Source organism: Streptococcus sp. k-163 (assembly GCF_013277555.1).
Taxonomy (GTDB): Bacteria; Bacillota; Bacilli; order Lactobacillales; family Streptococcaceae; genus Streptococcus.
This window is the reverse complement of sequence record NZ_VMND01000002.1, coordinates 1-24,101: the sequence shown is the minus strand read 5'-3', so window position 1 is coordinate 24,101 and position 24,101 is coordinate 1. Positions and strand designations below refer to the sequence as shown.

At 39.2% G+C, this 24,101-nt stretch carries 20 protein-coding genes and 2 pseudogenes; 1 reads left to right on the top strand and 21 read right to left on the bottom strand.

What is annotated here, in order from left to right; translation table 11 throughout:
* Window positions 1-68 precede the first annotated feature (68 nt).
* The 21 genes and pseudogenes from HT731_RS00395 to HT731_RS00295 all read right to left on the bottom strand — a co-directional run bounded on the left by HT731_RS00395 (window position 69) and on the right by HT731_RS00295 (window position 22,902).
* Entirely contained in the window at window positions 69-647 is a 579-nt protein-coding gene (locus HT731_RS00395) for a DUF4230 domain-containing protein (protein ID WP_000493216.1), read from the bottom strand.
* A 261-nt stretch (window positions 648-908) separates the two neighbouring features.
* Window positions 909-2,092: pseudogene (locus HT731_RS00390) on the bottom strand (ISL3 family transposase).
* A 138-nt stretch (window positions 2,093-2,230) separates the two neighbouring features.
* On the bottom strand, window positions 2,231-3,565 hold the full coding sequence (gene pepC / locus HT731_RS00385; RefSeq protein WP_049532155.1) for an aminopeptidase C: 1,335 nt from the start codon (window positions 3,563-3,565) through the stop codon (window positions 2,231-2,233).
* Between the two features lie 111 nt (window positions 3,566-3,676).
* On the bottom strand, window positions 3,677-4,399 hold the full coding sequence (locus tag HT731_RS00380; protein WP_173277157.1) for a pseudouridine synthase: 723 nt from the start codon (window positions 4,397-4,399) through the stop codon (window positions 3,677-3,679).
* Between the two features lie 268 nt (window positions 4,400-4,667).
* On the bottom strand, window positions 4,668-4,898 hold the full coding sequence (locus HT731_RS00375; protein WP_000901570.1) for a GlsB/YeaQ/YmgE family stress response membrane protein: 231 nt from the start codon (window positions 4,896-4,898) through the stop codon (window positions 4,668-4,670).
* A 9-nt stretch (window positions 4,899-4,907) separates the two neighbouring features.
* On the bottom strand, window positions 4,908-6,149 hold the full coding sequence (locus HT731_RS00370) for an aminopeptidase (protein ID WP_173277155.1): 1,242 nt from the start codon (window positions 6,147-6,149) through the stop codon (window positions 4,908-4,910).
* 21 nt (window positions 6,150-6,170) lie between these two features.
* Window positions 6,171-6,323 carry a hypothetical protein gene (locus tag HT731_RS00365; RefSeq protein ID WP_119946721.1) on the bottom strand — a complete coding sequence of 51 codons (153 nt, stop codon included), beginning with the start codon at window positions 6,321-6,323 and terminating at the stop codon, window positions 6,171-6,173.
* A 73-nt stretch (window positions 6,324-6,396) separates the two neighbouring features.
* Window positions 6,397-8,277, bottom strand: a complete 1,881-nt coding sequence (locus tag HT731_RS00360; RefSeq protein ID WP_173277154.1) for a DUF262 domain-containing protein — start codon at window positions 8,275-8,277, stop codon at window positions 6,397-6,399.
* Window positions 8,271-9,599, bottom strand: coding sequence for a DUF262 domain-containing protein (locus HT731_RS00355; protein ID WP_000155162.1), 1,329 nt, complete (start codon window positions 9,597-9,599; stop codon window positions 8,271-8,273). The genes HT731_RS00360 and HT731_RS00355 overlap by 7 nt, the downstream gene beginning before the upstream one ends.
* A gap of 7 nt (window positions 9,600-9,606) precedes the next feature.
* Complete coding sequence (locus HT731_RS00350; RefSeq protein ID WP_173277152.1) at window positions 9,607-10,557, bottom strand: WYL domain-containing protein; 951 nt, start codon at window positions 10,555-10,557, stop codon at window positions 9,607-9,609.
* Window positions 10,558-10,572: 15 nt separating this feature from the next.
* Window positions 10,573-11,076: a DnaA/Hda family protein gene (locus HT731_RS00345; RefSeq protein ID WP_173277150.1), complete on the bottom strand. Its 504-nt coding sequence runs from the start codon at window positions 11,074-11,076 to the stop codon at window positions 10,573-10,575.
* A 74-nt stretch (window positions 11,077-11,150) separates the two neighbouring features.
* Window positions 11,151-15,542, bottom strand: a complete 4,392-nt coding sequence (locus tag HT731_RS00340) for a PolC-type DNA polymerase III (RefSeq protein ID WP_173277148.1) — start codon at window positions 15,540-15,542, stop codon at window positions 11,151-11,153.
* 103 nt (window positions 15,543-15,645) lie between these two features.
* Complete coding sequence (gene fusA, locus HT731_RS00335) at window positions 15,646-17,727, bottom strand: elongation factor G (RefSeq protein ID WP_000090345.1); 2,082 nt, start codon at window positions 17,725-17,727, stop codon at window positions 15,646-15,648.
* A 278-nt stretch (window positions 17,728-18,005) separates the two neighbouring features.
* Window positions 18,006-18,476 (bottom strand): 30S ribosomal protein S7, encoded by a 471-nt coding sequence (gene rpsG / locus HT731_RS00330; RefSeq protein ID WP_000087873.1) that lies wholly within the window; start codon window positions 18,474-18,476, stop codon window positions 18,006-18,008.
* Between the two features lie 19 nt (window positions 18,477-18,495).
* Window positions 18,496-18,909, bottom strand: coding sequence for a 30S ribosomal protein S12 (gene rpsL / locus HT731_RS00325; protein WP_001142332.1), 414 nt, complete (start codon window positions 18,907-18,909; stop codon window positions 18,496-18,498).
* Window positions 18,910-19,212: 303 nt separating this feature from the next.
* On the bottom strand, window positions 19,213-19,812 hold the full coding sequence (locus HT731_RS00320) for a response regulator transcription factor (RefSeq protein ID WP_033679613.1): 600 nt from the start codon (window positions 19,810-19,812) through the stop codon (window positions 19,213-19,215).
* The gene (locus HT731_RS00315; protein WP_173277144.1) at window positions 19,813-20,910 is read right to left on the bottom strand and encodes a sensor histidine kinase; all 1,098 of its coding nucleotides are present in this window, start codon (window positions 20,908-20,910) and stop codon (window positions 19,813-19,815) included. It abuts the gene before it with no gap.
* A complete protein-coding gene (locus HT731_RS00310) occupies window positions 20,910-21,647 on the bottom strand; it encodes an ABC transporter permease (RefSeq protein ID WP_173277142.1) in 738 nt (245 codons plus the stop codon). The genes HT731_RS00315 and HT731_RS00310 overlap by 1 nt, the downstream gene beginning before the upstream one ends.
* 1 nt (window position 21,648) lies before the next feature.
* Window positions 21,649-22,533, bottom strand: a complete 885-nt coding sequence (locus HT731_RS00305) for an ABC transporter ATP-binding protein (protein ID WP_140833270.1) — start codon at window positions 22,531-22,533, stop codon at window positions 21,649-21,651.
* Window positions 22,520-22,714, bottom strand: a complete 195-nt coding sequence (locus HT731_RS00300) for a hypothetical protein (RefSeq protein ID WP_173277140.1) — start codon at window positions 22,712-22,714, stop codon at window positions 22,520-22,522. Before HT731_RS00300 ends, HT731_RS00305 begins: the two co-directional genes overlap by 14 nt.
* Window positions 22,711-22,902 (bottom strand): hypothetical protein, encoded by a 192-nt coding sequence (locus tag HT731_RS00295; protein ID WP_033679606.1) that lies wholly within the window; start codon window positions 22,900-22,902, stop codon window positions 22,711-22,713. The genes HT731_RS00300 and HT731_RS00295 overlap by 4 nt, the downstream gene beginning before the upstream one ends.
* Before the next feature lie 297 nt (window positions 22,903-23,199).
* Between HT731_RS00295 and HT731_RS09290 the strand changes: the two are divergent.
* A pseudogene (locus HT731_RS09290) lies at window positions 23,200-23,986 on the top strand (IS630 family transposase).
* The last annotated feature ends 115 nt before the right edge of the window (window positions 23,987-24,101 follow it).

The following is a 24,101-nucleotide window of genomic DNA, read 5'->3' as shown; positions in this document are numbered from 1 at the left end:
CAACCCTAAAAATTATAGAACCACACAAAACCCTGACCAGAGATGGCCAGGGTTTTGTATTTCAAAAATTATTCTGTAAATTCTATAGTTACTTTTACTTCAGAATCCATTGAAGAAAATATTGTTTTATAATAATTGATTGCAGATTCTTTAATTTCACTCTTAAATTTATCTAAATACTCTGCTTGTTTATCACTAGAAAGTTGGTTAGCGACCAATTTCCCAGTATCAATATCTTCTGTAGTTCCACTTAATAACTCTCCATGACTATCATATAAATCATAAGGATTATCTTTTGAAAGTTCAACACCAATTACTTCCAATTTTGGAACAATAACCTTATATTCTTTTTCGCTTATTTGTTCAACCTTTACACTACTTTTAATTCCAAATTTAGCTTTATAATTTAAAATTACTAATGCTGCTTTTTTAGAGAACGGCACATCAAACCCAAAAACTTGAGTTGTTTTTGTTTCAGAAATAATTTCATTAATTCCCGCATTCAAAAATACAACTTCATTCACTTTTTCAATACTTTCGATATTAATTGACGATTTGACTTCTGATTTATGTTCCTTAGGTAAGAAAAATAGCACTCCAATAGCTATAATAGCTATTAATACCACATTCAATAGTACACTAAACATATTAACTTTCTTCTTTAATATAGACAAGATAAAAAAACCTCACTTTAAATAATCTATCTAAATTTTACACATTCTAAAGAAAATAGTCAATATTTTTTCGTACTATCTTCTAAAATTAATTGTGCCTATTAAAAATGAAATTAGTTTGTTGCATTTGATTATATTTTTTGAACACCAAATCCATTTAAAATTGAGTGCTATTTTGAGCACTAAAAAAGGGCTCTTTGTCAAATAGTGTTGATGAAGAAATTTAGGAAGGGATTAAGCAACTAATTGTTGCTTAATTCCTTTTTGTTTTGGGCCAAACATTTTTGTTATTAAAATAATCCTATTTCTAAAATGGTAATAGTTTCTAAAGCCGTAGGCATTTCTTTTAAGCACTTTTATTTTATTGTTTATTCCTTCAATAGGGCCATTTGTTCTAGTTGGATACTCACAAGTATTTTGAATATATGGCAAGTAAGTCATAAGAGTCTTTAATACTCTTTTTAAACCAGGAGATAGGTCTAATTGCGTAGCTGCTTCAATCGTTTCCTTGAATTCTATATAATCTCTATCCTGTATACATTCACGAAGTGAATGTACAACCTCATAATCATTTTTAAGAGATGGATTTTTTTCTAAGATATAATCTACGATTCCTTTACTTGTTATGAAGCTTTCAAAAAGCTTATAACGATTATATTTATAGTTCTGAAGTTCATTAGAGTTCTTTAAAATTAACTTCCAATAATGTTTTAACTTTCGATATAATTTAGAGTCTTTATAGCGATGCTTATTCATGACACGTACCCGAGTTCGATTTAATTCTCTATTTAAGGCTTGTACGATATGAAAAGGATCAATGATAATTTTAGCGTTAGGAAACATTTCTTTTATTAATTGAATGTACGGTAAGTACATGTCGATGGAGATAGTTTTTACCTTTAATCTAGTCTTAGGCTCAAAACGATGAAAATACTTTTTCAAGCTGTAAGATTTTCTATCTCGTACAACATCGACCAGCTTGTGTGTAGTGCTATCACAAATAATGAAGCTCATATTACTATCGGAAGATAGGTTTCAGATACTGTTTCACTTATTTTTGATTTAATTTCGTTTTTTAAGCGTTTAGAGATATGACAGTGTTTTTCTACGATTCGACTAGTGTCTGCGGTAAATGAAGAGCCGCATTCTCTACAGAGAAATCTCTGCTTGCGTAGATTTAAGTAGGCCGCTAGGCCTGAAACAGAACAGAGAGTGATACGAGATGTTTTCGTGCCGTTTTTAACGATATTATTATTTCGGCTAACACACCCACAAACGGTACAAAATTCTGGTTTATGCGTATAAGTAGCTGCATAAAATAAAGATTTTCTCTTTTTAAATATCTTCTCTTGAACTTTATTATCCCAAATAATGTTTTTATCTTTGATTTGTAGTGTAGCTTCTAGTATATTGTTCATATGGTCATCATCCTTTTGTTTTAGGTTTCAGCGCTTTTAATATAATGGATGTTGGCCTTTTTGTATACACTAAAATAGGGTTGGTGGAAAATTTCCATCAACCCTAAAAATTATAGAACCGTTCTTTTTATATCTCATTTATTCAGCCAAGGCACCCATTGGATCCCATGGTGCAAGGACGATTGGTTCTGCTTCATAGGCAGCTTGTTCTTCTGCTGTTAGTAATTCCTTACGAACAACAATTTGGTAAGTGTACTCGTCCATCCAAGCATCTGAAGCAACAAAGTAACCATCTGTACCGACCTTGTCTCCCCATGAGTTTTCAACTTTCCACTTGATTGTTTTGCCATTTTCATCCAAATCAACACCTGTCAAGACCATGGCGTGGGTCATCAAGCTTTCGCTGTAGTCCAAACGTCCAGCCTTGTCTTGAGTGAGTTGAATGTCCATGCTTGATTCAAAGTCATAAACATCTGTCGCAAGGATTCCCGCTTTACGGTTGCTGAGCTGGCCGACATCAGAACCAAACCAAACAGTCTCTCCTGCTTGCATTTGAGCAATCGCCAATTCTTTCAAGCGTTCCATAGGTACGTTGATATAGCGAACTGCACGGCTACCAACGACATTTCCCAACATCTCAACTGTGTATGATTTGCCATATGGTTTATCAGCAGTTGGAGCATTGATCACAGAAACGTAGTCTTCTAATGGAAGGTCGACATATTTCTTGTAAAACTCTTGTGGAGTGATACCTTTTTCGCTTTGGTAGTTATTGTCTTTATCACGATAAGCAAAGTCAAATTTACGTGGTGGGAGACCTAGTGACATTGCAAGGAAGTTAAAGATTTCTTGCAAGAGGTCTTCTTTCTTAGCCTGAACAGTTGCTTGATCAGCACCTGAAGTCAAGAGGTCACGTAAGATTTGAGCATCTTGACGAAGTAATTTATTAAGAATGGCATTAAGCTCACGGCTGCTACTAGATGAAACAGATTCAGGATAGACTGATTTAGGTACGACACCATATTTCTCAAAGAGAGAAACGACCATATCCCACTGACCACCGTCTTGTTGTGGTGTTTGGAGTAGAAATTTAACCTTGCGGCTCGTCAAGTCTTGGTCTGCAGTCGCAATGACTTGCTCCAAGAACCAGTTTGATTTCTCATACTTGTCCCAGAAGAAAGTATGAGCTTGTGACAACTCAAAGTTTTCTAGTTTGTATTGCGAGATGAGCTTGTGGCGGAAAGTGTTAAGGGCTGCAAACATCCAGCAACGACCAGACGCTTTCTGGTTGGTTACCTTGTCCTTGGTCAAATCCAATGAGAAAACAGGTGTATTGTCTACATGGCTTTGGCGACGTTCCAGAGCTGCAAAAATTCCGTTGTGGCTAGCAGCATTTTCAATCGCTTGGTATTTGACATTTGCTTCATAGTTGGCAAATAGTTTATCAGTAAATGATTCTTGAATCGCGTTCATAGATTCCTCCTTTTATTCTACAGTCTATTATAACTCTTTTCACAAAGGAAGCAACTGAAAAACATAAAAGGCAAGGACATTGTCCCTCCCCTTTTTCGAATATAAAGCAGATTAAGCAATACTAGCAAGAAGATTTTCCAATTCCTCCTTGGTCAAGCGGCGCCATTCCCCTCGTTCTAGGTTCTCATCCAATACTAGAGTTCCCATAGTCAAACGTTGCAGGTCCATCACTTCCTTACCACAGTAGGCAACCATACGCTTGATCTGATGAAACTTCCCTTCTGCAATGGTCACACGGATTTGGCTTTGATTCTTTTCTGTATCTATGGAAACAAGCTCCAGTTTAGCGGGTTGACAGGTAAAGTCTTTGAGCGGAATACCCTCAGCAAATGTCTCCACATCTTCTCGGGTCATCATTCCCTTGACCTGAGCCTGATAAGTCTTGTCCACATGACGCTTAGGTGAAAGAAGAGTATGGGCAAGCTTGCCATCATTAGTCAAGAGCAAAAGACCATGCGTGTCAATATCCAAGCGCCCTACTGGGAAAACTTCCTTGCTCCGCGCCAAGTCATCCAATAAATCCAGAACGGTTCTGTGCTTGGGATCCTCAGTCGCTGAAATAACACCTTTGGGCTTGTTCATCATGTAATAAACAAACTCTTCATACTCTAGTTTTTGACCATCAAAATGAATCTGGTCTCTTTCTTCGTTAATCTGTAGTTTAGCTGATTTTTCTTTTTTACCATTTACCGTCACGCGCCCAGCCTTGAGCAAGTTTTTGACCTCAGTCCGACTCCCCACAGCGCAGGCAACTAAAAATTTATCTAATCTCATAGAACTATTATATCATACTCAAAAGGAGGCTGGTACAATGACCAACCTCCTTTTCGTTTCATACTCTTCAAAAATCTCTTCAAACCGCGTCAACGTCGCCTTGCCGTATATATGTTACTGACTTCGTCAGTTCTATCTGCAACCTCAAAACAGTGTTTTGAGCTGACTTCGTCAGTTCTATCTACAACCTCAAAACAGTGCTTTGAGCAACCTGCGGCTAGTTTCCTAGTTTGCTCTTTGATTTTCATTGAGTATCAGGTTTAAGAAATTAACTTCCTCGTCTCCAGAAAATCGCTAAGACAATCATGGAACCTAGTACTGCCGGAATAATGGCGGTTTCTGCTATTATCGGTCCCCAAGTCCCAAAAAGCAAGTGGCCTATAAAGGCACCAATCCAGCCTAGAAACATTTTTCCAAAACATCCCATTCGCTCTCCACGGTTGGTCAGAGTACCTGCTAAAAATCCCACTAGGAGACCAACGAACATACTTCCTAACATATTATCTCCTTAATTTACCCAATCTCCGTTACGGAAGAGTGGTACACGTGTTCCATCCTCACGGATACCATCGATATCCATCTGATTAGAACCAATCATAAAGTCCACGTGAACATCTGAACGGTTAAGTCCCGCAGCTTCAAGTTCTTCTTCGCTCATCTCTGCACCACCAACGACGCTAGTCGCATAGGCTGCACCGATAGCCAAGTGGTTTGACGCATTCTCATCGAAAAGGGTGTTAAAGAAAGTAATGCCTGACTGAGAAATTGGGCTTGGATCTGGTACCAAGGCACATTCACCCAAGGCACGCGCACCCGCATTTTCAAAGACGAGGTCCTTCATGACCTGATCACCCTTCTCAGCTGAAATATCCACGATTTGTCCATACTTGAAGGTTACTTTAATTCCCTCGATGATATTTCCATTATAGCTAAGCGGTTTTGTAGAAGTGACATAACCATCTGCGCGACGGAAATCAGGCGCTGTGAAAACTTCCTCTGTCGGCATATTTGGCAAGAATCCTTCTCCCTGTGCATTGATAGCACCAGCCGATTCCCAAACGTGGTTCTTCGGCAAACCAAGGGTCAAATCTGTCCCTGGCCCTGTATAGTGAAGGGCTGAAAATTGCTCTTTATTAAGCATATCTGCCTTACTCTTAAGAATTGCAGCGTGTTCTTCCCAAGCCTTAACAGGATCTTCTTCATAGACACGGCAAGTTTTGAAAATTTGGTCCCAAAGGAGATCAACTGCTTCTTCGTCGCTCGCTGCATTTGGAAAGACTTTCTTAGCCCACTCAAGTCCAGCAGCGGCTGCTACAGTCCAGCTAACCTTATTGGATTGCGTTGCGATACGCATTGGTTTCATGGCAAGTCCCATAGCTTTAGCAGAAGCTGAAAGCTTGTCAGCATCCACACCGTTCAAGGCACCTGGATCAGAAGAACGTACCCCAAGACGGCTAGCCTTGTTCTCCAAAAGATAGTTCATCTCAGCAATCTTGTATTCTGGCACATTGTCCAAACGTTCCATCGGTGCGTGGAGGAATTTCTCACGGTTGATGACATCATCTGTCCACTGAACGATCACCTCATGCGCCCCCAAGGCATAAGCTTCTTTGACGATTAAGTGAGCCAACTCACGTTGCTCCACGTCGATAGAGAGAGCCAAAGTGTGACCAGGTTGCACGTTGATTCCGTTCGCAACCAATAATTTCGCATATTTTTCTAGATTTTCTTTAAAATTTGGTAAAACCATTTTATTTGTCCTTTTCTATTTTTATTTTTCTTTCAAAGCAGAAAATAATCCTGCCAAAGCAATAGCACCAGACAAGAGTGCTGTCGATAGAAGAATTGTCTGATCAGCAAGTTCTAATTGATATTCAAACACCTTCTTAGCTGGCTTATCTTCCGCAAAGATTCTTAGTTTCATGAAATATCCTCCCTTTCTAGTATATCACATATATTGGTATTTTAAAAAACAAGCTTACTGAAGCTTGTTTTAATTAGCTATTACAAAAATTTTGTACATACCTTTCCACTTCTTTTTCCATAGATTGAATCTCACCAATATCCCATCTATTTTTTTTAGAAGTTATCTTTGCCATCATCTGTAATTTTAAACTCTGACGATGGAATATCCCTTCTCTTTCCCATTGTTCTAATTTAGCCTCTGGATAGGAGTTGCCAAACCTGGAGTTCTGACTATCGGTAGTAATACAAAGGTTGCCAAAGGAATGTAAAAACTCAACAGGTAATTGGCTCTCTCCATCATGTCCATTTGGATTCTGAGGATACCAATGCTCTATGGAGCGACGATATGCAAATTTGAAATGATCAAAATTAATATCCTTGTACTCTTTCTCTAATTCAGCACGATTTTTCCATAAAACATAATCTACAAAGTTAAAAGCATAAACAGGAATTGCACCATATTTTTTGATACTTTTTTCTTCAGTAAACAATCTTTCCTCAGCATATCTCACTGCCATTTTCTCAAGAAAATCCTTAAACAGACTAGCAAATTCTGCTTGATTTAACTCTTCAATATGGTTAAACAAGAATTGCAAGATTTCATATAACCAACGACTATCACGATTAGCAGTAAAGGTCACAGCAAACATGGATTGGAGAAGAATGATGTTTTGGTTAATTTCCGAATCCGAAAACGTATTATTAGTAAAACGTTCTTCTACTATATAATGCTCTTTAGATTTTCCATTTGGTTGATATTCATAATAAGTCCCCTTCTGTAAAAACCATTCATCCTTATTTCTACTTGAAGAGTCCATATTCGAATTTCTAACGATGTAATTATCGAAAATGTGTTTTATTCTAAGAAGAAATTCACTAAATTCAATAACCCAAGTTTTATCTTTATTTTTTATATTAAATAGTGCTAAGAGTTTCTTATCATCTAGTTGAATCTCATCAGTCTTCTTACCTTCCGCAATTGCCAATACATGGAGTAAGAATGTTGGAAAGTCAATGATTGTAGTATAATCGCCAAAGTCTTTTTCTACTTCTATATTTTTTTCATTTATCTTTTTTCCTAATATATCTGATAACTTTCTTCTTTCATTTTGATGAAAATCAATATCATTATAAATATTATGAAATGAATAATTTGTAAAATGCCATCCAAAAATACGTTCACGTTCTTGAAAGTCATCTGCTCTCTTCCGTCGTATCTTAAACTGACTTGCTACCGGCTTATCAAACTCTGCACAGGCATCCCAAATCCTTGCAAACTTTTGCGCCATTTCTTGATCTGTACCGAACTTAGCCATCATTTGCGCCTTAAGAATCTCATGAGCCTCTAGTTGTTCTCCTCGAGAATTGAAACGTTCGAAATAAAGATTCAAATCTAAATCCTCAGGAAGTATACTCCGAAAAATGATGACATTCTCAAAAAGATAGTCAACGAAAAACTGAGGATTAAGCTGGCGCTCCTCTAGCACTTTTTTCAATGCGTCTTTAGCATGTCCGTAGCCTCTAGTCAGTTCATTTTCATCACCCTCTAAAATTTTTTTCTTGGTAAATAGCTTTTGAATATTCTTATTTGATTTCTTCCTAGCTGGGAAGGTAAGATTGACAGCTTTCAATCTATCAAAACCAAACTCATGCTTCAAAGCTAAGGCAATCAAATTAAGGGCTGTTGTTCGTTGTTGCCCATCTATGATTTTGAAAATATCATTCTCTTTATTAACGACTAATGTTCCAATATAATAATTGTCTCTATTTTCTTGAAAAGCATCTGCTACGTCATTCAATAACTGCTCGATTTCATTATAAGTCCAAGCAAAATTTCTCTGATAAAGAGGAATAGCATAGGTATCTTCATTTAACAAACGATTAACTGATAAGCTTATATGTGTTTCTACCATTTATCTTTTTCCTCTTCTATAATCTTGTCCACAGTATAATTTTCAAATAATTCTCTATCTATCTTGATCATGAAATCATTCGGAGTAACAGCATGGGATAAAAGTTGAAATAACTTTTGAGTCTCTTTTTGTCTAAAACTTCCACCAGCGGCGTATTTCCCTACCGTTGCATCATATATAGCTTTAGACTTAACTCGTGGGTAATAAGACCAAATAAACAAGGTCTCTACTATCTCCTTTGATAGCTCATCTTTTCCAAATCTCTCTGCAAAAAGTGAACAAATATTTAAGAATATATTGTGACACTTGAGGTAGCGTCCTTTTGAGCTATTGTAAATGTTTGACATACCTTCTGGATAAGCTAGATTTTTTTCTTCCCCTTCAGGTTCATCAGAAAATCCTAACTCTTCATTTAAAAATTTTTTATGAACTCTAATAGTTTCATGGGCCGATTCAATATACTCAAAAAATTTACTTCCATCAATGATTGGCATAGTAATTGACATGGGGAGATTTTCAATATGACGATACAATTCTAGATATGGGAAGTTCTGATTCAAATCAACACCTTTAAAATCGTCAATAAAATCCTCTGTAAAACGGAGATAAGAACCATAACGCTTGTTTGTCAATCCTGTCTCTCCTCGCGACCAACGTCTCATACGAAAAAGATGTTTATCAAACAACTCTTTGAGACTTAAATCTTTATCTTCTACAAATTGCTCCCACTTTTCAACAATCTTTTCATCTTCTGAATCTTGCTTGCGCAGATGATAGGCTTTGAGTAAATCATGAGGTTCTAAAGATTTTCCACGATTATTCTGAGAATCAAATAACTGAAAGGCCTCTGATAATCGTTCCTGTGGCATAGTAATCACGGAGACAGAACAATTTTCCAATAAAAAATTGCAAATGTCTTTTGCCTGATTTCCTCCAACCAATTGTGTTAAATTTTCCCACTCATTATAATTTTCACTCGCATGATAGCAAGATAGCTCTCCAAATTCAGCACTCAGCAGTTGATTCGCACCCTTATAATTCCCTAAATCATCTAATAAATGAAGAAACAAGGAAATAGAAATTAGCCGTTGCTGTCCATCGACAATATCTAAGTATCTAACATTATCTAAGTATCCATCATTTTCATGCAAGATAACGGAACCAATCTGATATTCCTTTTTCCCCATAGCATCTCGTAAATCATAAAAAAGATTACGGATATGTTTTCTGTTCCATTTATATGGTCTTTGATAAGAAGGAATCCGTAAATCCCCTTCTTTCAATAGTTCTCCAACCTTTTTAGAAGTAAATTGAATAGTCATTTTATCCTCATCTATATTTATCTATCATTTCTTGAACTGTCTGCTTCATATCCTCTACTAAAATCCGAGGAGACAAAACAGTAACTGCTTCCCCTTGTCCCAGTAACCAGCGTTTAAGCCCCGGTGTATGCTGACTTTCAAACTGAAAATGAGTCCAATCGCCATTTTTCCCAACTATTTTTGCATTTGGAAATTGATCCATCACAATAGTCGGATCGTACAAGTACTCGATTTCAATACTGATTTTCTTCCCGATAAAAGCATCCACTCTCTCGTTACGAATGTCGCCATCTCTAAATCTATCTCGATAAGAAATAGAGGGTTTCTCTATACCACTAAGAGACCATGACTGGATACGGTCTACTCTTAAAGTAATATAAGTAGCATATTTCAACTGGTAAACAACCAGATAGAAATAATGACTATCATAGTAAAGAGAGACTGGTAAAACAGTCTGCCTCTTAGAAGACTCAGAATAAGGTTTTTGATAGATAATATCTAGAACCTGTTCATGCAAAATAGCTTCTGATAAATTCCATATTTTCTCTATTCTATTTTGCTGATCCGTTAAGGGAGCATAATTAAGCTTTTCACTACCAATAATCTGTTCAATTTCTTTCTGATCATCACGGGGAACTAAGACCAGTAAATTTTTTAGTAAGCTATCAATTTCTGACCGATTCAGTGCTCGATTTTCCAATAAAATCTTTGAAATAACGAGAATATCCTTTTTATTAAAAACTGACTTACTTGCTAAACAATACTTATTCGTCTTACGGTTATAAAGCAAATCTCCACTATAACTGGTGTTACTAGATAAAATATCACGGAGTAGCGAAAAATCTCTCTGGATCGTCTTTTCACTAACCTCAAATTCCTGAACCAGTTGCTTTTTTCCTAACGGAGTCCCAAACTGTAAGCGTAAAAAGATGGTTAGTAATCTCTCTTGATCATTCATTTGAAGTCCTTTTTGTTAATCTTCAAGCGATCTTAGACACACTGTCATTCCCCACTTAAAACGAACAATCAAACGAGATTGAACATTTTTCAATTGATCTGGTTCAGAGTCACTAGATAAAACAATTTGCTTATCCTTAACATGTAGAGAATTAAAAAGATTAAAGAATTTTTCTTGAATCATATCATCTTTTTCTCCCAATATCTGGATATCATCAACGATTAGGAGATCAAACTCCTCACTTCTAACTTTTTGTATTTCTAGCTCATTTTCCAATAAGTTTTCAGCAGAAATGTATTTTACTCGTTTTTCTGGATTATTCTCAAGAACCTTATTACCAATAGCTTGCAGGAGATGTGTTTTTCCTGAACCTGATTCCCCATAAATATAAAGGGGATTATATTGTAATCCTAAGTTTTCTACTATAGCTACAGCCCCGTTCTTTGCGAAAGTATTACCATCTTTTTCTAGAAAATTTTTAAATTGATATTTGTTATCTAATCCTGTATTGTTCATCATTTAAACCTCTTTTTCTTTTGTACTATAAGTATAACAAAACAGATGGACAATATTTGTCCGTCTGTTAATTTTTTTTAAAACAAATCATCAAACAAACTCAGCTGGTTATCCTCTGGCATATTGCCCAGAATCCCCATTTCATCCATCTTTTCAACCAAGGTTGATGAGAGTCCACCACGTTTGCGTAGTTCTGTTTTAGAGAGGAATTCTCCCTCTTCACGCGCTCGCACCAACTGCTTAGCAACGTTCTCTCCCAGACCATCCATAGCGACAAATGGTGGAATCAGTGTATCTCCGTCAATGATGAATTCAGTCGCATCACTACGGTAAAGGTCTAACTTCCCAAACTTGAAACCACGTTCCCACATTTCATTAACAATCTCAAGAGTTGTATAGAGGTCAATCTCCACATTAGAGGCCTCATTGTTCTTCCGTTTTTCAGAGATTTCTTCCATTCTGCGCTTGATAGCATCCAAGCCCGCACCCATGGTCTTGATATCAAAAGCCTTGGCGCGGATAGAGAAGTAAGCACAGTAATAATAAATCGGATGGTGAACCTTGAAGTAGGCTACACGCAAGGCCATCATAACGTAGGCTGCCGCATGGGCTTTAGGGAACATGTACTTAATTTTCCCACAAGACTCGATATACCACTCTGGCACCTTATTAGCCTTCATAGCTTCGATGTAGCCATTGCGTTCCTCTTCTGAAATCTTGAGCCACAAGCCCTTACGTACCCGTTCCATGATGGTAAAGGCCATCTTAGGCTCCAGACCCGCATGCATGAGGTAAACCATGATGTCGTCCCGACAACCGATAACAGTCGATAGGTCCGCTATTCCTTGCTTGATCAAATCTTGGGCATTTCCCAACCACACATCGGTACCGTGGGACAAACCAGACAGCTGAAGCAATTCTGCAAAAGTCGTCGGATGGGTTTCATCGACCATCCCTCGAACAAAGTTGGTTCCAAACTCTGGAATCCCCAGCATGCCCGTAGGCGTTCCGATTTGCTCAGGTGTTACCCCTAACACAGCCGTCCCAGAAAAGAGGGCCATCACGCCTTCGTCATCCATAGGAATTTCATTAGGGTCAATCCCAGACAAATCCTGAAGTTTCCGAATCATGGTCGGATCATCGTGTCCCAGTACATCGAGTTTGAGGACGTTCTCATCGATATCGTGGAAGTTAAAGTGAGTCGTTTGCCATTCAGCCGTCACGTCATCTGCTGGATATTGGACAGGCGTAAAATCGTAGACATCCATGTAGTTAGGAATAACAACGATCCCCCCCGGGTGTTGTCCCGTCGTCCGCTTGACACCAGCTGCACCTTGAGCGAGGCGTTCCACCTCTGCATCACGATAAAACTTGCCATAATCTCTCTCATAGCCCTTGACAAATCCATAGGCAGTCTTAGCAGCCACCGTACCAACCGTTCCTGCACGGAAGGCATATTCTTCACCAAAGATATCACGCACATCCAAGTGGGCGCTAGGCTGGTCTTCTCCCGAGAAGTTCAAGTCAATATCGGGAACCTTATCCCCATCAAAACCAAGGAAGGTTTCAAAAGGAATATCTTGCCCATTTTTGCTGAGTTTGTGACCACAGTTTGGACAGTCCTTATTGGGCATATCAAATCCTGAACCGTACGAACCATCTGTGATAAACTCACTGTACTGACACTGACCACAGACATAGTGAGGAGAGAGAGGATTGACTTCTGTAATCCCAATCATGGTCGCAACGAAACTAGATCCGACAGATCCACGAGAACCCACCAAGTAACCCCGTTCATTGGAACGTTGCACCAGCATCTGGGAAGCCAGGTAAATCACAGCAAATCCATTCCCCAGAATAGAAGTTAGTTCCTTTTCAATTCGCAAATCAACAATATCTGGTAGCGGATTTCCATAAATTTCAAAAGCTTTCTTATAGGTCAATTCAGCAACCGTTTCTTCAGCCTTATCGATGAAAGGCGTGTACAAGTCACCCTTAACAACCTCAACGGGTTCAAAGATTTCTGCTAAGGCATTGGTATTTTCAATAACCAATTTACGAGCCAGTTCCTCTCCCAAGAATGCAAATTCATCCAACATTTCATTAGTCGTTCTAAAATGAGCCTTGGGAAGAGGAGCTGGTTGGGCATGTTCACCGTGACCGATGGTCCGGTTAATCATAGCACCCTGTCCCAAACTACGGACAATAATTTCGCGGTAAATCTCTTCTTCTGGTTCGATATAGTGGACATTTCCCGTAGCCAAAACGGGCTTACCAAGGCGGTCTCCAACCTCTATCAAACTCTTGATAATAGTCTGGAGCTCCTCCATATCCTTGACCTGCTCCTTGGCAATCAAGGGAGCATAGATAGCTGGTGGCATGACCTCGATAAAGTCATAATACTTGGCCACCTCAACCGCCGCATCCACACCTTGAGAAACGACTGCATCAAAAACTTCACCTTCTGCACAGGCTGATCCTAAAATCAAGCCCTCTCGATGGGCATCTAGAACCGTTCTCGGAATCCGTGGTACCCCTTCAAAGTACTTGGTATTGGACAAAGAAACCAGTTTAAAGATATTTTTTAAACCTACCTGATTCTTGACATAAATAGTCGCATGCTTGATTCGAGCTTTTTTATAAGAATCTGGACTAATCAAATCAATGTTGAGTCTAGCTAGATTGGTCACACCATGTTTTTCTGCTACTTCTTTGATAAAAATAAAGAGCAGACGACCAGTAGCTTCCGCATCGTAATTGGCCATGTGGTGATGTTCTAAGGCCACACCAAAACGCTTGGTCAACGGTCCCAGACCATGACGTTTAAACTCAGGATATAGATTTCTAGCAAACTCCAGCGTATCAATCACTGGCTGACTAATCTTTGGCAGACCATGACGTTCATAGTTGGCATTCATAAAGCCAACGTCAAAGGTAGCATTATGGGCAACTAAGACTGTATCCTTGCAAAACTCTTGGAATTCTTGCAGAACTTGTTCCAGTGGTTTGGCATTTTTGACATGATCGTCTGTAATTCCAGTCAACTCAGTAGTAAAAGCTGACAAGGGATGCCCAGGATTGATAAATTCATCAAATTCAGCAATGACATTCCCCTTGTACATCTTAGAAGCCGCAACCTGAATCAAATCATTATAGATAGCTGAAAGCCCCGTCGTTTCCACGTCAAAGACCACGTAGGTCGCTTCCGACAAGTCCATCTCCACTTCGTTATAGACGATAGGGACACGGTCCTCAACGATATTGGCTTCCATCCCATAGATTAGCTGGATTCCCACTTTCTTGGCAGCCTTATAGCCGTGTGGGAAAGACTGGACATTCCCATGGTCGGTGATGGCAACCGCCTTGTGTCCCCACTTAGCAGCTGTCGCAACGATTTCTTCGACCTCTGATAAAGCATCCATAGTCGACATGTTAGTATGAGCATGAAACTCAACTCGACGCTCGCCTTCTGGCATCAAATCCTTCCGCTCATAGTGAACAACTTCCTGCACATCCTGCACGTTCATAGTCAAATCGCGTGTGAAGTTATTCATCTCCACATTTCCACGCACTCGGAGCCAAGAATTCTTCTTAATGAGGTCAAATTTCTGGGCCTCTTCCTCATTTTTAACCCACTTTTGCATAGAAAAACTTGAAGTGTAGTCCGTCATTTTAAAGTTGATCAAAACACGCCCTGTTCTGGTCACTTTTTGCTCCACATCAAAAATAACCCCCTCAAAGACCAGACGGTTTTCCTCCGTCGTCACTTCTATCATAGGAGTAATCTCCGCCTTGTCCAGCTTGGGTTTGGCTACAGCTTTTTTCGCTTGAAAATCAAAGGCTGGTTTCTCTTCCGCTGGAGGAGGTGCCATCTGTTCCAGTTGCTCCATAGCACGTAGCGCTTCCTCATTGGCAGCTTGAACAATCTGCTCATTTTCCGCATGAAAGGCTTCTTCTTGCTCTTGAGTCAGAACATCATTCTTCTCGACCTGACAGTTAAAAGTTGGAAAACCAAACTTTTCAAGTTGTTTCGCTAAGTTAGGAAGATGATTCTTCTTAAAATGTTCCTTATCAATCGCCTCAGAGCCTTCAATAAAGAGTTGATTGCCCTCCGCACGAACTTGCAGATTCTGGTAAAGGGACTTAAAACCTTGGCTAGAACATGGCCCCTCAGAGAAAGCCTCCCTATAGTAGGACTGCAAGAGTTGATTTGAAAATTCTTGGGACAGAGCTTTGATTTCGAAAACAGCTTTATTACCTGTCTTAGAAAATTCTTCGCTCAAACCTTTCTTTAATTCTAAAAAGATTTCAATCGGTAAAATATTAGAAAATACGAAATGAAACTCCCATACCTTACTAATTTTATGAACCACAACTCGCTCAATATCAGCCTGTGATAAAGCAGGAGCCTGTCTCATTTCAGCAGGCATCCCCAGTTGATTCATCAAAATTTCAAAACTATTTGACATTCATTTTCCTCACATTATTCTTCTACTATTTTACCATATTTAGAGGTATTTTCTAAAGACAAAAGGAAGCCACTAAGTGACTTCCTTCTAGAGGGAGGACTAATTAGTCTTCACCTTTGTTTTTCTTAATGATTTCTTCTTGTACTGACTTAGGTACATCTTCGTAGTGGTCAAATACCATCATGAATGTACCACGTCCTTGAGATGCAGAACGAAGAACTGTTGCATAACCGAACATTTCAGCAAGTGGAACGTAAGCACGAACGATTTGGCTGTTACCGTGTGCTTCCATACCATCCACACGTCCACGACGAGCAGTTACGTGACCCATAACATCACCAAGGTTTTCTTCTGGAACAGTGATAGTTACAAGCATCATTGGCTCAAGGATAGCTGGTTGTGCTGATTTAGCAGCTTCTTTAAGGGCAAGTGAAGCCGCGATCTTGAAGGCAGTTTCAGATGAGTCGACATCATGGTATGAACCATCGTAAAGCTTAGCTTTAACGTCAACCATTGGGTAACCTGCAAGAACACCGTTAGCCATAGATTCTACCAAACCTTTTTCAACCGCTGGGATAAATTCACGAGGAACCACACCACCGACGATTGCGTTTTCAAATTCGAAGCCTTTACCTTCTTCGTTTGGAGTAAATTCAATCCATACATCACCGAATTGACCTTTACCACCAGACTGACGTTTGAAGAATCCACGTGCTTGAGTAGAAGCGCGGAATGTTTCACGGTAAGATACTTGAGGAGCACCTACGTTCGCTTCAACTTTGAACTCACGACGCATACGGTCAACAAGGACGTCAAGGTGAAGCTCACCCATACCTGAGATAACTGTTTCACCAGTTTCAACGTTTGTTTCAACGCGGAATGTTGGATCTTCTTCAGCCAATTTTTGAAGGGCGATACCCATCTTATCTTGGTCAGCTTTAGATTTTGGCTCAACCATCAATTGGATAACTGGTTCTGGAACGTTGATTGACTCAAGGATGATTTTAGCTTTTTCATCTGTCAATGAGTCACCAGTAGTAGTATCTTTCAAACCAACGGCAGCAGCGATATCACCTGAGTAAACAGTGTCGATTTCTTGACGGCTGTTAGCGTGCATTTGAAGGATACGTCCGATACGTTCACGTTTACCTTTAGAAGTGTTCAATACGTATGAACCTGATTGAAGCACACCTGAGTAAACACGGAAGAATGTCAAACGACCTACGAATGGATCAGTCATGATCTTGAAGGCAAGAGCTGCAAATGGCTCTTCGTCAGATGCTGGACGAGTTTCTTCAGCGTCTGTATCTGGGTTAATACCTTTGATAGCTGGGATATCAAGTGGGCTTGGAAGGTAGTCAATAACTGCATCAAGCATCAATTGAACACCTTTGTTCTTGAAGGCAGAACCACACAATACTGGGAAGAATTCAACATTGATAGTCGCTTTACGGATACCAGCTTTCAATTCTTCGTTGGTGATTTCTTCACCTTCGAGGTATTTCATCATCAATTCTTCGTCAGTTTCAGCAACTGCTTCGATCAATTTTTCACGGTATTCTTGAGCTTGGTCAAGGTATTCAGCTGGGATGTCTTCTTCAAGGATATCTGTACCAAGGTCGTTAGTATAGATTTCAGCTTTCATCTTGATCAAGTCAATGATACCACGGAAGTCATCTTCAGAACCGATTGGCAATTGGATTGGGTGTGCATTTGCTTGAAGACGATCGTGAAGTGTGCTTACAGAGTAAAGGAAGTCCGCACCGATTTTGTCCATTTTGTTAGCAAATACAATACGTGGAACTCCGTACTCAGTTGCTTGACGCCAAACTGTTTCAGTTTGAGGCTCAACACCTGATTGCGAGTCAAGAACGGTAACCGCACCATCCAATACACGAAGAGAACGTTGTACTTCGATTGTGAAGTCCACGTGTCCTGGTGTGTCGATGATGTTTACGCGGTGGTTGTTCCATTGAGCTGTTGTTGCAGCAGATGTGATAGTGATACCACGCTCTTGCTCTTGCTCCATCCAGTCCATTTGTGACGCACCTTCGTGAGTTTCACCGATTTTGTGGATTTTACCAGTGTAGTAAAGAATACGCTCAGTAGTTGTTGTTTTACCAGCATCGACGTGAGCCATGATACCGATATTACGAGTTTTTTCAAGTGAAAATTCGCGTGCCATGAGGTTTGTTTCTCCTATTTATTTTTGATTTCTATTCTATTATAACATGATTTTAATAAAAACGGATAGGCAGGACCTACCCGTTCTCAATGTTTTCATGCTATTGTTGGTTTCAACTTACGAGCTGGTAAGTTGAGTTATAGCTAATACTAATCGATTTAGCTAATTTGAACCCGGGCTAAAAGCTTGGAAAATAGATAAGCTCTCCTAGAATCTTCGATTCTTCGTCAAGCTTCCTAATTTTCAGTCGCTTTTTTAACGCCCTTAGTATCTTAATCTTACCAACGGAAGTGTGCGAATGCGCGGTTAGCTTCAGCCATACGGTGAGTGTCTTCACGTTTCTTAACAGCTGCACCAGTGTTGTTAGCAGCATCTAAGATTTCTTTTGCAAGACGGTCTTGCATTGTGTGTTCACCACGAAGACGAGCGATTGTTACCAACCAACGAAGTCCAAGTGTTGTACGACGTTCTGGACGAACTTCAACTGGGACTTGGTAGTTAGAACCACCGACACGACGTGCACGTACTTCAAGTACAGGCATGATGTTTTCCATAGCTGTTTCAAATACTTCAAGTGCATCGTTACCAGTAGCTTCTTTGATTTGCTCAAAAGCACCGTAAACGATTGAAGCAGCTGTACCACGTTTACCATCAAGCATAACGCGGTTGATAAGACGAGTAACTAGTTGTGAATTGTAAAGCGGATCTGGCAATACGTCACGTTTTGGAGCTCTATTTTTACGACTCATTTCTCTTTATCCCCTTTCCTTATGCTTTTGGACGTTTAGTACCGTATTTAGAACGGCCTTGTTTACGATCGTTAACACCTGCAGTATCAAGTGCACCACGGACGATATGGTAACGTACCCCTGGAAGGTCTTTTACACGTCCACCACGAAGAAGAACTACGCTGTGTTCTTGCAAGTTGTGTCCGATACCTGGGATGTAGGCAGTAACTTCGATAAGGTTGCTCAAACGTACACGAGCGAATTTACGAAGGGCTGAGTTAGGTTTTTTAGGTGTCATTGTTCCAACACGAGTTGCAACACCACGTTTTTGTGGTGAAGAAACGTTTGTTTGAACTTTTTTATGACTGTTGTAACCAACGTTCAAAGCTGGTGATTTAGATTTTTCTACTTTTGATTTACGCGGTTTGCGAACCAATTGGTTAATTGTAGGCATCTACATTCTCCTGTGTTTTTTTATTTTTGGTGATGATACACTTGGTGACAGCTATCATCTGTGTGTACTTTTGCAACATTTGTCAGCACGTCCCTGTACACTCTTGAGAGACCAAAAGTAAAAAGTACCGTCTATTATTGTAACAAATTTTCCCCTTGGTTGTCAAGATATTTTTCTTTTTTATTCTTAATTTTAGCTCTTGCTACAACCTTGGACGAAACAAAAAGAAGGAAGCTAAGACCCTTCCTCAATTTACAAATTATTTCATTTTTAACACATAATGTCCAGGGAAATATTATATCATCACAACCAACCAGATTCTTTCGCGATATTAGCTGCCTCTGTTCGATTAGCAGCATCTAGTTTAGAAAGAATATTGGTTACATAATTTCGGACGGTTCCGTTGGATAGATAAAGTTTGTCTGCAATTTCTTGGTTAGAGAAGCCCTGAGCAATTCCATTTAAAACTGCGATTTCTTGTTCTGTTAATGGATTGGGATGTGTCATCACCACTTCCATCAATTCAGGCGAATACTCCTTGCGTCCCTCTAGGACGGTGTGCAAGGTTTGCATGAGGTCTGCAATGTTTCTTTCTTTTAATACATAAGCATCTACTCCAGCCTTGACCGCACGTTCAAAATACCCTGAGCGCTTGAAGGTCGTCACTACAACCACCTTTGTTTCAAGCTTTTCTGCTCGTATCCACTCCAAGACTTCAAGGCCTGTCTTAACAGGCATCTCTACATCAAGAATGGCGATATCTACGGACTCTTTTTCTAAGAGTTGGATTGCTTCTTGCCCATTCTTGGCTTGTAAGACAGACTCTACATCTGCTTGAAAGGCCAGCAACTGGCACATGGCATCTCGCAACATACTTTGATCTTCTGCGACTAATACTTTCATCTACTTTCTCTCCTTATAAGGTAGTCGAACCTGAACTTCTGTCGGTTGTTTCTGACTAATTACCTTTACTTCTCCCGAAAATGGAAGAACACGATCTTGAACTGTATGGAGGTCATCTCCCTTTATAGAAGTAAAGCCACAGCCATCATCTCTCACTATTAGAACGAGTTCTTTCTCTGTCCGTTCTAATTTCAAGTAGACTTTAGACGCTTTAGCATGTTTGATGATATTGGTCACTAATTCAAGCAAAATCATGGAAGCCGTTGACTCCAATTCCTGAGTTAGGCTAGCAGTATCTAGTTGGTTATCCGTTTCCACCTCAATTCCAGCAATTTCTAACATCTTTTTCACAGTCTCTAGTTCTGATGTCAAAGTTCTAGACTTAAGATTTTCCACAATGGTTCGCACTTCATTCATGGAATCCTTGCTGAGCTGGTGAATTTCTTTTAATTCCTTTTCCACCTGTGGATAAGCCTCCATCTGAAATAACTGCAAGGCTAAATCTGTCTTGACACTCAGCATAGCAAAGGTATGTCCCAGACTATCATGCAAGTCCTGACCGATACGACTACGTTCATTTTCAGCAAGCAATAGATTTATCTGGGCATTTTGCTTAGCCTGAGCTTCTTTCAAATCCTCTACAATACGAATCCGAACCAAACCAAAAGTCATTAAATCGACAAAAGCAAGAATTACAAGTAGATAGAATAGAAACTCAACTTCGATTCTCTGAAAAATCAAAAGTTGGCCCACAACAAGGACTTGAGCAAGAAGAAAAGTCCAGACATGTAAAGACTTTAAACCACCTAAGCTGAAATGATAACTTAAGAGATTGGATAGGAAAAAGAAAAACCAGATATAATTAACATTAACAAAGGCAGTATTCCCAACTACATAAGTCAGCATGATCCCCCAGAAAAGCCAAGATAGGCGCTGGCTCTTAGTTGTTAAAATACCCAAATACGCAACTACAAATAGAATATCAATCAATAAATGCCAGGCAGAAAGCCACCCAGTCACTACAGGCAGGATGGGGAAAATCATAAAAATTAAACTGACCCAGAACATATAATGTATGCTTTTCAGTCTTTCAAGCATTAAGCATTCTCCTTATGACCTTGAAGGTAAATGGTCAAACCAAACAAAACTGCTGAAAAAACAAGTAGATAAACTGTGGCTGATAAATTGATGCCACCCTCATTTAAGAAGGTCTTGATCAATTCCATCAACTGATAGCTTGGTAGGCGCTTCCCGATTGCTTGCATCCAGTCTGGAAATAAAGAGACGGGCATCCAGAGTCCGCCTAAAACAGCCAAGCCAAAGTAAAGAAGATTGCCCACGACAGACATCAGCTGACTGGACGGCAAGAGAGTCAGGGTTAAGCCAAGTGCTACAAAGGCAACACTTCCTACTATCAGCAAGAACGCAGCCCCAATCCAGTTTCCAAGAGACATATCCACACCTCTTACAAAATGCCCAACTGAGAAAACAACCAGAATTGAGACCAAATAATCAACCATCATACTTGTTATCTTTGATAGATAATATTCTACCATATTTACAGGGCTATGACGTATTATTTTCTGCCAATTGTTGATCTTGTCGGTATGTAAAACAACTGGGAATGAAAAGATAGCTGTTGACATCATGGAAAAGGCTGTCATGGAGATGAGGTAGTCGCGCATAAAATTAGCCGGTCCACCTGGTGTTTCCTGGTACATGCCTGAAAAGAATAAATAGAAGGCTGTCGGCATCCCTACTGATAATAAATAATAGACTAGTTGCCGTTTGGTCAATAGAAATTCTATTTTATTTAATGCGATCCATCGTTTCATCTTAGTCATCTCCCTTCTGTGTTTCTTCAAAGATTGTATCTAGCAAACTACGGTTATTAACTTCGATTTCTTGTATGCTACATCCTGCTTGAACTAACAGTTGCCAAAAAGCATTTGCCTCTCGTGTGACTACTTGCAGAGCATCTTGTTTTTGTACCCAGTTTTCAACCAAGTTAGACTGCTCAACAATTTCCTTGTATGCTAGAGGAAGGATAAAATGCTTTTCAATCTCCTCACTACGCATAGCTAGAGGCGTCGTATCACGAATCAACTCTCCCTTATTTAAAACCAAAATCCGGTCAGCTGTATGTTCTACCTCTTCGATGTAATGGGACGAATAGAGAATGGTAACTCCCTTAGCTTTTAGCTCCTGAACAATTTCCCAAAAGCGTTGACGGGTTGAAGTATCCATGGCAGCAGTCGGCTCATCTAAAAAGACTAGCTTTGGTCGGCCAATCAAGGTCAAGACAAAAGAGAAGAGACGCTTTTGCCCACCTGACAATTTTTCTGCAAATTGCTCTTTCTGTTGCTTGTCAAACTGCAATAGTTGATCAATCTCCTGATTATTCAAGGGATTTGGATAAATACTTTGAAAGAAAGAAATCAACTCTTTGACCTTTAATTTCTGAACGATGACATTTTCTTGAGGCAGGTAGCCTCTAATATAGTCTAACTGAGAACTCGTCACTGGCAAGCCTTGGATGGATACTTGACCACTTGTGACCAGTTTATCTCCAAGCAAACAGTCCAAGAGTGTGGTCTTTCCAGCACCATTGGGCCCAATCAAGGCGACGCATTCACCTTCTGCCACTTCAAAGGAAATACCTTTCAATATAGCCTTGCTCTTGATGCTTTTATTTAGGCTTTCTACCTTAATCATGTTCATGATATTCTCCTTTCAGCCACTCCTTTCCCACCGGAAAGGCGATAAAAATCATAAATCCTAGTCCCCAGGCACCACGGATGAATTGGTGAAGGAAGGCTTGATCAAACCAACCTGTAAACATTTCTACCAACCATACCACTAGTGATAGTCCAATAAAAAGATAGAGAAACGCTTTTTTCATTTTTCAAACTCCTTTTTCACATCTGAGACTAATTTCAAACCTTCTCGGATAAGCCAGGACATCATTCCAAATCCTGCAAATAGCTCCCAAGGAAAATGATAGAATCCTTCGTCCAATCCTGAGAACATTAGATAAGTCATGACTCCTGCTGTTACTAAACTCATTGCGACAATTACTTTATCTTTCATTTTTTTATTCCTCCATTTCATACTTCAATTATAGTCTTTTGAAGTTAGCAGAGTTAGATGCTTCTGTCACTAGAAAATATGACAAATGTCATAAAAGATTCTGTTCAAAGCAAGCAAAATACACTATACAATAAAACATGAGGTGGAAAAGAATCTATAGTTATTTCCTTCAAAGTGATAGCAAATTTAAACTATAATATAAACTAATACTCATTTATAGTTTCTTAGTTTTAAATAAGCATATTACAATAAAACTCTGCATATAGTACAGATTTTAAACAAGGAGCATTAGATTACATCAAAGAGGGATACAGCCATGTCGAAGCAACTAAAGTTTTTGATGTTGGCGTCAGAACTCTCTTCACGTGGGAAAAGAAAGACGCGAACAAGGACACTTAGAGCGGAGAAAGCGAGTCGTCAAAAAGCGGAAGATTCCTTTAGAGGAATTGAAAGCCTTTGTAGAGGCTCATCCAGACACTTTTTTACGGGAAATTGTGGCACATTTTGATTGTGTTGTTCCTTCAGTATGGGCAGCTTTAAAGCAGATTCATGTCACTTTAAAAAATAACGATTAGCTTTAAGGAAAAAAATCCAGAGAAAGTCGCTGAGTTTCTTGATATTTTGGATAACCTAAAAGATTTACCAGTCGTATATATTGATGAAACAGGAGTCGACCGCTACCTCTATCGTCCTTATGCACGGGCTCCTAGAGGGGAGAAAGTCTATGAAAAGATTAGCGGACTTCAATTGTTGCAGGACAAGTAGACGGAGAGTTTATAGCTTCTATGATTTACAAGGAAAGTATGACGAGTAATTTCTTTGTGGAGTGGTTCAAAACGCAACTTCTACCTGTTTTGAAGAGCCCTCATGTCATTGTCATGGACAATGCTAGTTTTCATCCTAAGAACATTTTGGATGAGCTTTGCATTCAAGATAAGAATTTTTCTTACCTCTACCACCTTATTCACCAGATTTGAATCCTATTGAGCAAGCTTGAGGTTTCTTGAAAAAGAAAGTGACGGATTTATCAAGGGAAGTTCCAAATCTTTTTGAATGTTTGAAACGCTTTTTTAAAACTAAATGACTATAGAATGAATTACTGAAATTCAAAAAAGAGAAAACCAAAATGATTCTCTCTTAATTTTAAAAATAAAAAAGATACACATAGGTATCTCTATAATGAATCGGGAAGACAGGAT